The organism is Conexibacter stalactiti (assembly GCF_033542075.1).
GTDB classification, from domain to species: domain Bacteria; phylum Actinomycetota; class Thermoleophilia; order Solirubrobacterales; family Solirubrobacteraceae; genus Conexibacter; species Conexibacter stalactiti.
Map to the genome: position 1 here is coordinate 52,701 of NZ_JAWSTH010000005.1, position 13,195 is coordinate 65,895.

Below are 13,195 nucleotides of genomic sequence, written 5' to 3' on the forward strand. Positions count from 1 at the left end.
GAGGTGCTCTGGACTCTGGGCGGCGAGTACGACGGCCCGCACCCGTGGCGCAGGTCGGGCCGCTGGCGGCCCGACCACCGCCGCGTCCGGCAGGTCGCGGAGGCCGTCGACACACTGCCGTTCTCGGGTGCGCTGATGGCGATCGGCCTGCCGGGCACGTTCGACCCGTGGACGATGGCGGCGTCGATCGCGCCGGTGACCGAGCGGATGCGCTTTCTGATCGCCGCGTATCCGGGTGTAATGACGCCGACGCAGCTCGCGCTCGCCGCGCTCAGCCTCGACCACGTCTCAGACGGGCGGCTGATGATCAACGTCGTCGGCAGCAACCCGGTGACGATGGCGGCGCACGGCCTGCACCTGGAGAAGGACCAGCGCTATCGGATGCTGAGCGACTACTGGAACGCCTTCCGCACGCTCTACGCCGGGCAGCAGCCGCCGGCCAGCGAGCTGTTTCCGATCGAGCGCCCGGAGACGTTCCTGAGCCTGGAACCCCGGCAGACGCCGCACCCGCCCCTGTGGGGCGCGGCGGGCTCGCCGGAGGGCCTGCAGGCGGTCGTGCCGCTCGTCGACACCTATCTCGCCGCCGTCGGCACGCCCACCGAGCTGGCTCAGCGGACTGCCCTCGCGGCCGAGATCGCTCGGCAGCTCGGGCGCCCGGTGCCGAGCTTCGGCGTCTCGATCGGCGTGCTCGTGCGCGAGACCGAGGACGAGGCGTGGGCCGAGGCCGAGCGCAAGCTCGCGCACGTCTCGATCGACGAGATCAAGGCGTCGAAGGGCTGGCAGGCGGCGCTCGCGGCGGATCCGGCCACGGCCGACGCGCGCGAACGTCGTTGCATCGAGGCGATCGAGGACGGTCGCATGCTCGCGGCCCGGGACCTCGAGTTCTACCCGAACATGTGGAACGGGCCGATCGACCGCGCCGGCATCGATCTGCGCCGGCTGCTGGCGGCGCCCAACTCGATGCTGATCGGCGACCCGCGGCAGGTAGCCGAGCGGATGCGGGAGATCCAGACGATCGCCGGCATCGATCGCTTCATCATCTGGGCTCCGCCCTTCCACGAGGAGGCATACCGGGTGGCCGACCTGCTGCTGCCCCAGCTCGACCTCGACGCCAGGCTCGCGCCAGCGGCAGCACCGCTCGGAGCGGTCGCGTGAGCGGGCCGGGCACGAGCCGGCGCCTCGAAGGGCGCGTGGCCTTCATCACCGGTACGGGCGGCGGTCAGGGGCGCGCCGCCGCCGAGCTGTTCGCGCGAGAGGGCGCGACCGTGTGGGGATGCGACCTGAGGGCGGAGGGCGCCCAGGAGACGGTCGACCGGATCGTCGCCGCCGGCGGCAGAGCGGCGTCGCTGCATCCGCTGGACCTGACCGCGGAAGGCGGGGCACGGCGCTGGATCGAGGAGGGCGTCGCGCGCTTCGGCCGCATCGACGTGCTGTACAACAACGCCTCGCATGCCGTCATGCGCCGCCTCGGCGACGCCGACATGTGGGAGGCGTGGCAGACGACGATCCGCGGCGAGCTCGACCTCGTCTTCGCGACGATCGAGGCGGCCTGGCCGCACCTGGTGCGCCAGGGCGGCGGATCGAGCATCGTCAACACCTCCTCGACGGCGGCATTGCGCGGCTTGCCGCTGCCGGAGTCGGGGCCAGGCTCGTCGACTGGGCACAGCGCGGCGAAGGCGGGGCTGCTCGGCCTGACGCGTCAGGTCGCCGCCGAGGGCGCGTCCTACGGAATCCGCGCCAACGCGGTGCTGCCGGGCTTCATCGACGCGCCGGTCACGAGTTTCATCCTCGACCAGCCGGGCGCACGCGAGCGGATCGGCGCGCGGCTGCCCTTGGGCCGCGTCGGACGCCCGGCGGACGTCGCCTTCGCCGCGCTCTACTTCGCCTGCGACGAGTCGGCGTGGGTGACCGGCGAGACGCTCACCGTCGACGGTGGCGCGGTCAGCGTGGCGATGCCGCGCTGACCGGTGGCGGCGGGGTCGGCATCGTGCGCGCCGGCCCCGCGCGCATCAGCCGCGCTTGGCCTCGAGCAGCTCCGCGAAGGCGAGCTGCTCACTGGCGTCACGAGCGGTCGCGAGCAGCGGGTCGACCATAGCGGCGAACGTAGCGCGGCTGTATCGCGTCATCGGCAGCGAGACGCTGAAGGCGCCGATCAGCGCGCCGGAGGGTGATTTGATCGCGGCGCCGAGCGCCGCGATGTCGGGCTCGCTCTCCTGCACGCTGGTCGCGTAGCCCCTTCTGTCGACGGCCGCGAGTTCGCGCTCGAGCTGACCGCGCGAGGTCACCGATCTGGGCGTGCATGGCGAGACCCGGTCGTCGGGGTAGCGGCGGTGCAGCTCGTCGCGCGAGAGCGTGGCCAGCATCGCCTTGCCGCCCGACGTGCAGTGCGCGGGCCGCACCTCTCCGTTGCGTCGCGTCGTGCGGACCGCGCGTCGGCTCTCGACGCCGTCGACGAACATCACTGACGTCCCGTCGAGCACGAGGAAGTGGATCGTCTCGTCGAGCTCCTGCGCGAGTCGCTCGAGGAACGGCCGCACGATGCGGCGGACGTCCATCCGTTCGACGACGTTGAGGCCGATGCGCATCAAGGCGGGCCCGGCACGGTAGGCGCGCGTCTCGGGATCGTGCACGACGAGGTCGTGGTATTGCAGCATGGCCATCAGCCGCGAGGCGGTCGACGGCACGACGCCGAGCGCGCGGCTGGCCTCCGAGATGCGGATCGAGTCCTGCTGGCCGACCATCGCCAGCAGCGTCAGGGCGTTGTCGACCGACGCGATCGGATGCGACGGGCGGGGATTGGGGTTGGCCGCGGCAGTGCTCACGGGGTCGCACGATAGCCGGCCGGGCGGCGACGCGCACCTCGATGGTTGTGTGGATCAAAGAACGGCATTGCGCGGAGTCGTTGACAGATCTGCGGACCGCGCAATACTGTTGCCGAAAGCAGACTTCTATTGCGGAGAGAAGAACGATGAATTCGACGACGCAAGAGGACGCCGCTGACGGCGTCGAGACGCTGGAGGACCTGTACCGGGTGCTCGACGAGCGCGACTACGAGCCGCTCTGGACGATGAAGGGCGCGCTGACGCCCGAGCCGACGACGGCGATGGTCCCGCGCCTCTGGAGGTACGACGAGGTGCGCAGCCTGATCGAGCGCGCCGGCGGCCTGATCTCGGCCGAGGACGCCGAGCGCCGCGTGCTGGCGCTGCGCAACCCCGGCACCGCCGAGCACGAGGTCGCGCGCGCGACCGACACGCTGTGGGCCGCGATGCAGATGGTGCTGCCGGGGGAGGTCGCGCCGGCGCACCGTCACACGCCCGCGGCGCTGCGCTACATCGTCGAGGGCAAAGGCGCCTACACCGCCGTCGACGGCCGTCGCTGCGAGATGGAGGTCGGCGACTTCGTGATCACGCCGAACTGGACGTGGCACGAGCACGGGCACGAGGGCGAGGGGCCGATGATCTGGCTCGACGGGCTGGACCTGTCGATCGTGCACGCGATGCACGCCTGCTTCGTCGAGCGTCACGAGGGCCCGATTCCGCAGCAGCCGATGGCGTCGGCGGCACGCCGCGCCGGCACGCTGCAGCCGCTGCTGGCCGAGGACCATCCGGCGCCGACGCTCGTCTGGAAGCTGGCCGACGCCGAGCGGGCGCTCGCCGAGCTCGCGGACGCGGAGGGCAACCCGTTCGACGACCTGATCCTCGAGTACCGCGACCCGGCGACCAACGCCTCCGCCCTGCCGACGATGTCCGCCTACATCCAGCAGCTGCGGCCCGCTACCGCGACGCGGTCGCACCGTCACACGGCGAGCACCGTCTACCACGTGATCCGCGGCGAGGGCCGCTCGGTGATCGACGGCAGGGCGTTCGACTGGGCGCCCGGCGACACGTTTGTCGTGCCGACGTGGGCACTGCACAGCCACGAGACCGCCGACGGCGCGCTGCTCTTCTCCTTCTCCGACGCCCCCGCGCTGCGCGCGCTCGGCCTGCTGCGCGAGCGCGCCGACGCCTAGCCGACCGTCACCCCCCAACCGACCAGCGAGATCACCACATGCACCTCTACAGCTTCGACGACTTCCGACTCGGCGCCGGACGCGGCGACGGACGGCTCGCCGAGATCACGGACCTCGTCGACGAGACCGTCGCGCACGATCGCCGGATGGCGACGCTGATCGCCGTCTGGGACGAGCTGCGACCCGCGGTCGAGTCCGCGATCGCGGCTGGCCCGCAGCTCGACGTCGCGGACGTGACCCTGCGCGCTCCGCTGCCCGCGCCGGGCACGCTCGCTGCCGCGCCCGTCAACTACAAGCGCCACCAGGACGAGATGGGCGGCGAGGGCGGCGTCTACGACGGCGAGGTCATCAAGACGATCGAGACCTACGCCGGGTTCGTCAAGGCGTCCTCGTCGATCGCGGGGCCCGACGAACGGATCCTGCTGCCGTTCGACGACCGCCGCTTCGACCACGAGGCGGAGATCGGCGTCGTGATCGGCTCGACCGCGTCGTCGGTGCCACGTGAGCGCGCGATGGACCACGTCTTCGGGTACGTGCCGTTGCTCGACATCACGATGCGCGGCCAGGAGGACCGCTCCTACCGCAAGAGCTTCGACACGTTCACGCCGATCGGTCCCGCGATCGTGACCGCCGACGAGGTCGCCGACCACGCCGACATCGCGTTCGAGCTGACTGTCAACGGTGAGCTGCGCCAACGGGCCAACACGTGCGACCTGATCTACGACATCCCGCGCCTGGTCGAGCTGTACTCGACGGCCATGACGCTGTCGCCCGGCGACCTGATCGCGACCGGCACGCCCGAGGGTGTCGGCGAGATCCGCCCCGGCGACGAGGTCGTGCTCACGATCGACGGCATCGGACAGCTGACGATGCAGACCGCCGCGCGCGCGGCGCTGGCCACCGGGCGCGTCGCATGAGCGCGGTCGCCGACGGCTCGCCGGTGGAGGTCGAGACGCTGATCGCGGGCGGCGGCGTCGGCGGGCTCACCGCCGCGCTCGCGCTCGCGCGCGCCGGCCGCCCGGTCCGGCTGCTGGAGCGCGCGCTGGAGTTCACCGAGATCGGCTTCGGCATCCAGCTGGGACCGAACGCCACGCGGGCGCTCGACGGGCTCGGCGTGCTCGACGAGCTGCTGCCGCTCGCCGTCCAGCCGCGTGAGCTGCTCTACATGGACGCGCTCTCGGGCGAGCGGATCACCTCGATCGACCTGGGCGACGCGTTCGTCGCCCGCTACGGCCATCCCTACGTCGTCGTCCACCGCAGCGACCTCCAGCGCAAGCTGCTCGGTGCCTGCGTGCGCGAGCCGCTCGTGACGATCGAGACCGGGCGAGAGCTGGTGGCGTTCGAGGAGGACGCCGACGGCGTCACGGTCCGCTGCGCGGACGGCGCGTCCTACCGCGCGCAGGCGCTGATCGCCGCCGACGGGCTCAACTCGCGCGTGCGTGGCACGATCGCCAGAGGCGAGCCGCGCGCCGAGGGGTTCGTCGCCTATCGCGGGACGATCCCGATCGCGGACATGACGCCGCGCGCCGAGGCCGACGCGATGGTGATGTGGGTCGCGCCCGACACGCACATGGTCCAGTACAAGGTCCGCGGCGGGGCGCTCTACAACCAGGTCGCCGTCTTCCGCAGCCGCCGCTTCGACGCCGGCGATCCGGACTGGGGTTCGCCGGAGGAGCTGGACGAGCACTACCAGGCGTTCTGCGAGCCGGTCCGCGTAGCCGCCTCGCAGCTGGGGCGCAAGCACCGCTATCCGATGGCCGACCGCGATCCGATCGCGACCTGGACGACCGCGCGCGTCGCGCTGCTGGGCGACGCCGCACATCCGATGCTGCCAGTGCTGGCGCAGGGCGGCTGTCAGGCGATCGAGGACGGGATCGCCCTGCCCGTTGCGTTCGCCGGCGCAGCCGACGTCCCCGCGGCGCTGTCGGCCTACGAGCGTCGCCGCGCGCCGCGCGCCGGCAGGGTGCAGTCATCGGCGCGCCGCTTCGCCGAGGTCTGCCACATCGGCGGCGTCGGGGTCGAGCTGCGCAACGCGCTGTTCGGGCAGCACGATCCGCAGGACTACACGGTGCTCGACTGGCTCTACGACGACGCGGAGGTGCGCGCATGAGCATCGAGCCCGGAGGACAGGCGGCCGGTGCACGGGCCGGCGTGCTGGACGGACTCGCCGCGGTCGTCACCGGCGCGGCGCAGGGCATCGGCCTCGGGATCGCCGAGAGCCTCCTGCGGGAAGGCGCGCGCGTCGCGCTGCTCGACCTGCAGGAGGACAAGGTCCGAGAGGCAGCCGGCCGGCTGGATCCGTCGGGTGAGCGCACGCTCGGGCTCGCCGCCGACGTGACCCGGCGTGACCAGGTCGAGAGCGCCGTCGCTGCCGTGACCGAGCGTTTCGGGGCGGTCGACGTGCTCGTCAACAACGCGGGCGGCACGCCGAAGCTCCGGCAGCCGGTCGTCGACATCGAGGCCGTCGAGGACGAGCTCTGGGACGGCGTCGTCGCGCTCAACCTGACGGCGACGTTCCTCTGTTGCCGAGCCGTCGTGCCCGGCATGCGCAGACGCGGCTTCGGCCGCATCGTGAACATCTCCTCGGGCCTCGCCCGCGGCGGCTACGGCGGCCACATGCGGACGGTCAGCGCGCGGCTGCCCTACGCGGCCTCGAAAGCGGGCGTGATCGGGCTGACCGCGCAGCTGGCCAAGGACCTCGCGGCGGATGGCATCTGCGTCAACGCGGTCCTGCCGGGGGTGATTCTGCCGGGGCAGGGGTCGACGATGCGCGCGCAGTTCGACGCGATGACCGACGAGGCGCGCGCGACCATGGTCGCGCCGCTGCCGGCCGGACGGCCCGGCGAGCCCGACGAGATCGGCTGGATGACGGTCGCGCTCGCCGCGCCCGGCGCCAGCTACGTGTCAGGACAGGCAATCGACGTCGCCGGCGCGGCCGCGTTCTGACCGGGGCCGGGTGGTGCTCGAGCTGCCAGCCGAGCGTGCGCTGGAAGTAGACGAGCGGGAAACGGTCGTCGAGCTCGATCAACTCGACGTCGCCGATGACGATCGTGTGGTCGTAGCGCTCGAAGCAGGCGCTGCGCGAGCAGCGCAGGTAGGCCAGCGCACCATCGAGGTGCGGCACGTCACCGTCCCAGCTCCAGTCGAGCGCGGCGAACTTGTCGTCGGACTTGCCGGCCAGCACGCCGGCGACGTTCATCTGCTCGTGGCCGAGCAGGTGGATGCCGAAGCCCGCAGCGCCGACGAGCGGGTCGTGCGTGCGCGAGCTGTGAGCGGCGGAGACGAGCATCGAGGGCGGCGCGTCGCTGTAGGAGCTCAGCGACGTGGCGAGCATGCCGCGCGGCGCGCCGGCGGCGTCCTTGACGGTGATGGCGGCGACGCCCGCCACGAGCGCGCTCATCGCCGAGCGGAACACGTCGACGTCCACGGTCGAGACCTCGGGCAGCCCTCGCCGATGCGCGCGCACGGCGCGTGCCGAGATCGCGATCAGGCCGGCGTAGGAGGGATGTGCGCCGAGCGCGTCCGGCATGACAGCCTCACCGTGGTCGTCGAGCAGCTCGCACGTCGCGATCACCGGCTCGACGCCGCCGATCGCCGCGAGGTCGACGCACGCCTCGGTGATCCCGACACGGGTCAGCGTGCCGCGTCTTGCAGCGCGCACGGGGAGAATGTGGCCGGGCGCGCCGAGCCTGCCGTCGGGCGCGGTCGCGCGCAGCGCCTGGACCGTGATCGCGCGGTCAGCGGCGCTGATGCCGGTGGTCGTGCCCTGCAGCGCGTCGACCGTCACCGTGTAGTCGGGCAAGCGCGCGCCGGGCGCGGCGCCGAGCGAGCGCAGGCCGAGCGCGTCGGCGCGCTCGGGCGCCAGCGCGACCGCGACGACGCCGCGCGCGTTGCGCGCGAAGTCCGCGATCGTGTCGGCGTCGACCGCGCGCGCCGCGATCGCGATGATGCAGAGGCGATCGTCGTGGACGACGATCGCCTCGCCGGCTCGCAGCGCCTGTGCGGCGCGCACGACGGTGTCGTCGGTCGTGCTCTGCGCGCGTGCGCCCGGGTGTGGGACGGGGTCACTCATGCGGCTCTCCAATTCTGACCTGCGAAACATCATTTCTTCCTGAAGACTGAGTATCGGGCAGGCGGGAGGGCTGGTCAAGCCGTCGCACCGGCGGCGGTGCGATCGCCGGCTCCTTGACGGCGTGTCCGCCGACGCCCGCGTCGACGAGCGCCGCGGCGAGCCGCACGATGCGGTCGGCGGCCTGCGCCGGGGGCGTCCCGCCGGCGTGGATGTTCGAGATCAGGTTGCGGTCGGCGTCGGTGTGGCCGGGGCGCGGGCGCAGCGCGAGGTAGGCCGACAGGCTCTCGGCGGTCGTCAGCCCGGGGCGCTCGCCGATCAGCAGCACGACGACGCGCGGCCGCAGCAGGTCGCCGATCTCGTTGAGCACGCCGACGCGCGCGAACCGGACGGCAAAGGGCTGCCCGACACTCCACCCGTGCCTGCGCGCCCGCGCCGTCAGCTCGGGCAGCAGGGTCGGGACCTGGGCGTGGACGGCCGTGGCCGACAGGCCGTCGCCGACGACGAGCTGCAGGTCGGCGCCGGCCGGGCAGCGGTCGCGCAGCACGGCGCGGTCGGCCTCGGCGAGCTGGCGCCCGAGGTCGGGCCGAAGGAGGTGCTGCTCGTGCGACGTCGCCTGGGAGGCGACGGCGAACAGACCGACCTCGGCCGCGAGTGCGCCGAGTGCGCCGCCTTCGAGGTCCAGCGGGGCGCGCACGGCGTCGCGCGCCGCGGCGTGGTCAGCGCGCAGTCGGAGGTAGCTCTCCGTCGTGGCGCCGCCGGCGACGCCGCCCTCGAAGACCCGTGCCGGCGTCGCGGCGCGCACGCGTCGTACCAGTTCGTCGCGGCCGCTCACCGCGGCAGCGCTCCCAGCGAGCGCTCGAGCAGCGGCCGCGCCGCGTGCAGGCCGTGCTCGGCGACGGCGCGCAGGCCGTCGTCGTCCCACAGCTCCAGCGAGCGCAGCCACGCCTCGAACTCTGGCGCCGGCGCGCGGTCGAGCAGGCGCCGCACGACCGCCACGTCGCGATAGCTGACCGACTGGTAGTTGAGCATCACGTCGTCGGATCCGGGCACGGCGATGACGAAGGCGCAGCCGGCCAGCGCCAACAGCATCAGCAGCTCGTCGTTGGAGCTCTGGTCGGCGTCGACGTGGTTCGTGTGGCAGACGTCGCATCCCATCGGCAGACCCAGCGCTTTGCCCATGAAGTGGTCCTCCAGTCCGGCGCGGGTGATCTGGCGCGCGTCGGCGAGGTACTCGGGGCCGATGAACCCGACGACCGTGTTGACGAGGAACGGGTCGAAATGCCGGGCGACGCCGTAGGCGCGCGCCTCCAGCGTGAGCTGGTCGACGCCGTGGTGCGCGCCTGCCGACAGGGCGCTGCCCTGGCCCGTCTCGAAGTACATGACCTGCTCCCCGAGGAACTCGCCGGGGCGCTCGAGGTGGTGGGCCAGCACCTCCTCGCGGCCGTCGGCCAACAGCTCGAGCGTGACTCCGAAGCTCGCGTTGGCGGCCTGCGTGCCGGCGATCGACTGGAACAGCAGGTCGACCGGCGCGCCCTGGCGCAGCGCTTCCAACTGGGTCGTGACGTGCGCCAGCACGCACGCCTGCGTCGGGATGCCCAGCTCGGCGATCAGCCCGTGCAGCGTGCGCATCTGCGTCGCCACGGCCTCGACCGAGTCGTTGACCGGGTTGACGCCGATCATCGCGTCGCCACAGCCGTGCAGCAGGCCGTCGAGCGTCGAGATCACCATCCCGTCGAGCGCGTCGGTGGGGTGGTTGGGCTGCGCGCGGACCGCGAGCGTCCCGCGCGCGCCGACGGTGCTGCGGCAACGTGTCACGACCTCCAGCGGCGCCGCGGCCGCGACGAGGTCCTTGCTGCTCATCAGCTTGGCCACCGCGGCGACCAGCTCCGGGGTCAGCCCGTCGCGCAGGCCCGCACGCCAACGCCCGGCGAACGGCTCGGACAGCACCAGCTCGCGCAGCTCGCCGATCGTCAGCGAGCGCAGCTCGGTCGCTCGGTCGCGGTCGAGGTCGCGCTCGATCAGCGCCGTCACGTCGTCGTCGACGAGCGGCGTGTCGAGGATCTCGGCGACGCCGACGTCGGCGAGCGCGAGCTTCGCCGCGGCTCGCTCGCTGACCGAGCCGGCCGCGATCCCGGCGAGCGCGTCGCCGGACTTCGGCTCGTTGGCCTTGGCCAACAGCTCGCGCAGGTCATGGAAGCGGTAGGTGGTCCCGCGCAGGGTCGCGGTATGGCTCACGGTCGGCCTCTCTTCTTCGCCTCAACCATAGTGTGTCTTGAAGAATTAGATTGCGTATAGAAGAATAGACCAGGTGAACGCGACCTTGGAGGACGGCATCTCCGCGCTGAAGCAAGCGAGAAGCGAGTTGACGGGACTGACGTTGGCCGACCTGCTCGCCGTTCCGGAGCTGGGTCTCGAGCTGCTGACCGAGGAGCGCACGGCGCACGCGCGGCCGATCGCGGGGGCGCACAGCATCGAGATCGAGCGGCCGTCGCTGTGGCTGGCGCCCGACTGGGTGATGCTCACGACAGGGATCCGCCTGCTCGGTGACGAGGCGGCGCAGCGCACGCTCGTGCGCGAGCTGCACGCGAGCTCGGTCGCCGCGCTGGGCGTCGCCCGAGGCACGATCTTCGACGAGGTTCCGGACGCGATCGTCCAGGAGGCCGAGGCACTCTCGTTCGCCGTCTTCTCGGTGCCGGCAGAGACGCCGTTCCGCGAGGTGATGAGCAGCGTCCAGCGGTCCGTCCTGTCGTCGGAGCTGCGAATGATGCAGCGGCTGGCGTCGATCCAGCGCTACCTCGTCGACGCGCTCGACACGCCCGCACCGCGGCCGCTGATCGTTCAGCGCCTGGCGTCGGTGCTGGACGGGGCGGCGGCGATCGTGACGCCGCAGCTGGAGCTGGAGTGCAGCAGCGGGGTGCTGCCCGAGCGCGCCGTCGAGGCGCTGCACGGCGCGCGCGCCGTGGTCCACGAGACCGTGCTGCCCCAACAGCGGGTGATCGCGGTCCCGCTGGAGCCGCAGGATGAGGGGCCGTGTGGCTGGATCGTCGTCGCGATCGGCGCGCCGGAGGCGCGGCGCGGGCTGGCCCGCGCGGCGGCGAAGGCGGCCGCCCCGCTGGTGCGTGCCGCCGTCCGGCTGCAGGACACGATGCGCGAGCAGGACCGCGCCCTGCGGCGGGCGCTGCTGGACGAGCTGCTGGGCGGCGGGCCCGTCGCCGCGGTGCAGCCGCGGGCGGTCGCGTTCGGCATCGACCTGAGCCGACCGCACCGCGTCGTGGCGCTCGCGCGCGCGGACCCTGACGGGGCGGAGGGGAGGACGATCGAAGACCTCGTCGCGCTGCGCCTCCACGCCGCCGGCGTCGCGCACCTGCAGACCAGCGCGCGCGACCGCACGGTGGTCCTGCTGGAGGCCGACGGCGCGGGGGTGCAGGCGCTGCGATCGCTCGTCGCGGGCGACGGGGCGCTGGTCGCCGGCGCGGGGCGCGAAGCGGTCGGCGCCGAGGACGTCGCGCACAGCGCCGCGGACGCACACGTGCTCATCGACGTCGCGTCGGCGGGCGACGGAGACGGCGGCGGGTGGCGCGACTTCGACGCGCTCGATCTGCCGCGCACCTTGCTCGCGCACGTGCCCGAGGTCGCGATCGGTCCCAAGACGGGCGCGCTTGCCGACGCGCTCGACTCGCGGCCGGGACTGCGCGAGGCGGTGATCGCCTGGTTCGCGCACGAGCTCGACACCACCGCCGCGGCGCAGGCGCTGCACCTGCATCCCAACTCGCTGCGCTACCGCCTCTCGCGTGTCGCGGAGGCGATCGGGAGTCCGTTGCGGTCGCCGGCGACGATCACCTCGCTGTACCTGCTGCTCGAGGCCGAGCGGCGCCACGAGCCCCCGCCCGCCTGACGTGCGCGCCGCCTCGTGCGATGCACAACGGGGGTCCCCGGTGTTTGTGGGACGGACGGTGGCGGCGAGCCGGCGGCACGGGGAGGGTTTGCCGGCATCGCTTCAGTACCGATCGAGGAGCTGCGCATGAGGGAAGAGAATGTCGGCATCGTCGCGCGTCGTCGCGTGCGGGTCGCCACACTGATGGCCGTCGGCCTGTCCGCGGTTGCGTTCGGCGCCTGCGGGTCGTCCGACGACGAAGCGTCGACGGGCACGGCCGCCCAGGGATCGACGTCGAGCGGCTCGGCGGAGGCGTCGGCGGCTGCGCTGGAGGGCAAGAGAATCGCCGTCGTCAGCTGCGCCGGCGCGCAGAACCCGTGGTGCGGCGCGTTCAACGAGGACCTGACACACGGGCTCGAGGAAGGCGGCGCCAGAGTCACGGTGCTGGAGGACCCGCAGGATCCGGCCGTGCGCGCCCAGCACTTCAACCAGGCGCTGTCGCTGCGCCCCGACCTGATCGTCTTCACCGCGCTGGACTCCGACTCCAGCGTCCCGCTGTTCCGGCGCGCCGAGGCGGCGGGCATCCCCGTCGTCAACTACAACCAGAGACTCGAGGGCGAGGCCGCCGAGCTGGTCACCGCCTCGGTCATCTGGAGCGACGAGGAGCTGGGCCAGGCGCTGGCCAGAAACCTCGTCGGAGGCCTCGAAGCGGCCGGCTACAGAGAAGCGAATCTGCTCGGCATCACGGGTACCGCCTCGCTGCCCCAGACGAGAGACCTCGTGAGGGGCTTCGAGAGCGTGATGGCGAGATACCCGCAGTACAGAACGATCTCGATCGAGGACTCCAACTACGACCCCAACCGGGCGGCCGAGCTCGCCAGCCAGATCTTCGCCCAGGCGCGGGCCAGAGGCGGGATCCAGGGCGTCTGGGCCAATGTCGACTACATCGCCGCCGCCGCGGCCGGCGCCGCCGAGCAGGCCGGCCTCAGACCGGGGACCAGATCGGGTGACCTCGTGGTCGCCGCCGGCGCGTGCGCCTCGGCCGGCGTGAACGCGATCAGGGCCGGGACGCAGGTCGGCACTGGGACCAAGACCCCGCGCCAGACGGCCGAGGCGGTCACCGAGACGGTCGACAGAGTGCTCGCCGGTGAGGACGTCGAGAAGGTCACCGTCCTCGCGCCCGACCAGGTGACGGCCGACAACCTCGACGAGTTCGTCGAGCTGTGCTCGTACTGACCGT

Annotated in this window: 11 protein-coding genes and 1 pseudogene; 8 read left to right on the plus strand and 4 right to left on the minus strand. The window is 72.6% G+C overall.

Going from position 1 to position 13,195, the window contains the following annotated elements; genetic code table 11:
• Positions 1-3 precede the first annotated feature (3 nt).
• A complete protein-coding gene (locus R7226_RS03725; protein ID WP_318595692.1) occupies positions 4-1,155 on the plus strand; it encodes an LLM class flavin-dependent oxidoreductase in 1,152 nt (383 codons plus the stop codon).
• On the plus strand, positions 1,152-1,964 hold the full coding sequence (locus tag R7226_RS03730) for an SDR family NAD(P)-dependent oxidoreductase (protein ID WP_318595693.1): 813 nt from the start codon (positions 1,152-1,154) through the stop codon (positions 1,962-1,964). The genes R7226_RS03725 and R7226_RS03730 overlap by 4 nt, the downstream gene beginning before the upstream one ends.
• A gap of 45 nt (positions 1,965-2,009) precedes the next feature.
• Here the strand turns inward: R7226_RS03730 and R7226_RS03735 are convergent, their stop codons facing one another.
• Positions 2,010-2,822, minus strand: coding sequence for an IclR family transcriptional regulator (locus R7226_RS03735; protein ID WP_318595694.1), 813 nt, complete (start codon positions 2,820-2,822; stop codon positions 2,010-2,012).
• 146 nt (positions 2,823-2,968) lie between these two features.
• Between R7226_RS03735 and R7226_RS03740 the strand changes: the two genes are divergently transcribed.
• From R7226_RS03740 to R7226_RS03755, 4 genes are read left to right on the plus strand one after another with little or no spacing between them, the layout of a single operon-like run.
• Positions 2,969-4,009, plus strand: a complete 1,041-nt coding sequence (locus R7226_RS03740) for a cupin domain-containing protein (protein ID WP_318595695.1) — start codon at positions 2,969-2,971, stop codon at positions 4,007-4,009.
• 38 nt (positions 4,010-4,047) lie between these two features.
• Positions 4,048-4,926 (plus strand): fumarylacetoacetate hydrolase family protein, encoded by an 879-nt coding sequence (locus R7226_RS03745; RefSeq protein WP_318595696.1) that lies wholly within the window; start codon positions 4,048-4,050, stop codon positions 4,924-4,926.
• Entirely contained in the window at positions 4,923-6,119 is a 1,197-nt protein-coding gene (locus tag R7226_RS03750) for an FAD-dependent monooxygenase (protein ID WP_318595697.1), read from the plus strand. Before R7226_RS03745 ends, R7226_RS03750 begins: the two co-directional genes overlap by 4 nt.
• A complete protein-coding gene (locus R7226_RS03755) occupies positions 6,116-6,955 on the plus strand; it encodes an SDR family NAD(P)-dependent oxidoreductase (RefSeq protein ID WP_318595698.1) in 840 nt (279 codons plus the stop codon). The genes R7226_RS03750 and R7226_RS03755 overlap by 4 nt, the downstream gene beginning before the upstream one ends.
• Positions 6,956-6,998: 43 nt before the next feature.
• Here R7226_RS03755 and R7226_RS03760 read toward each other — a convergent pair.
• The 3 genes and pseudogenes from R7226_RS03760 to eutB form a co-directional block, all read right to left on the minus strand.
• A pseudogene (locus R7226_RS03760) lies at positions 6,999-8,114 on the minus strand (3,4-dihydroxy-2-butanone-4-phosphate synthase); the annotation flags it as partial.
• Complete coding sequence (gene eutC, locus R7226_RS03765) at positions 8,074-8,913, minus strand: ethanolamine ammonia-lyase subunit EutC (protein WP_318595699.1); 840 nt, start codon at positions 8,911-8,913, stop codon at positions 8,074-8,076. The pseudogene R7226_RS03760 and the gene eutC, both read right to left, overlap by 41 nt.
• The gene (gene eutB, locus R7226_RS03770) at positions 8,910-10,316 is read right to left on the minus strand and encodes an ethanolamine ammonia-lyase subunit EutB (protein WP_318595700.1); all 1,407 of its coding nucleotides are present in this window, start codon (positions 10,314-10,316) and stop codon (positions 8,910-8,912) included. Before eutB ends, eutC begins: the two co-directional genes overlap by 4 nt.
• 73 nt (positions 10,317-10,389) lie before the next feature.
• Between eutB and R7226_RS03775 the strand changes: the two genes are divergently transcribed.
• Positions 10,390-11,976 carry a PucR family transcriptional regulator gene (locus R7226_RS03775; protein WP_318595701.1) on the plus strand — a complete coding sequence of 529 codons (1,587 nt, stop codon included), beginning with the start codon at positions 10,390-10,392 and terminating at the stop codon, positions 11,974-11,976.
• 126 nt (positions 11,977-12,102) lie between these two features.
• Positions 12,103-13,191, plus strand: a complete 1,089-nt coding sequence (locus R7226_RS03780; protein ID WP_318595702.1) for a sugar ABC transporter substrate-binding protein — start codon at positions 12,103-12,105, stop codon at positions 13,189-13,191.
• The last annotated feature ends 4 nt before the right edge of the window (positions 13,192-13,195 follow it).

What these genes read in the sequence shown, in the direction of transcription:
- R7226_RS03780 (WP_318595702.1), top strand. Translation starts at nt 12,103, where the DNA reads ATGAGGGAAGAGAATGTCGGCATCGTCGCGCGTCGTCGCGTGCGGGTC.
- R7226_RS03745 (WP_318595696.1), top strand. Translation starts at nt 4,048, where the DNA reads ATGCACCTCTACAGCTTCGACGACTTCCGACTCGGCGCCGGACGCGGC.
- R7226_RS03755 (WP_318595698.1), top strand. Translation starts at nt 6,116, where the DNA reads ATGAGCATCGAGCCCGGAGGACAGGCGGCCGGTGCACGGGCCGGCGTG.
- R7226_RS03750 (WP_318595697.1), top strand. Translation starts at nt 4,923, where the DNA reads ATGAGCGCGGTCGCCGACGGCTCGCCGGTGGAGGTCGAGACGCTGATC.
- R7226_RS03740 (WP_318595695.1), top strand. Translation starts at nt 2,969, where the DNA reads ATGAATTCGACGACGCAAGAGGACGCCGCTGACGGCGTCGAGACGCTG.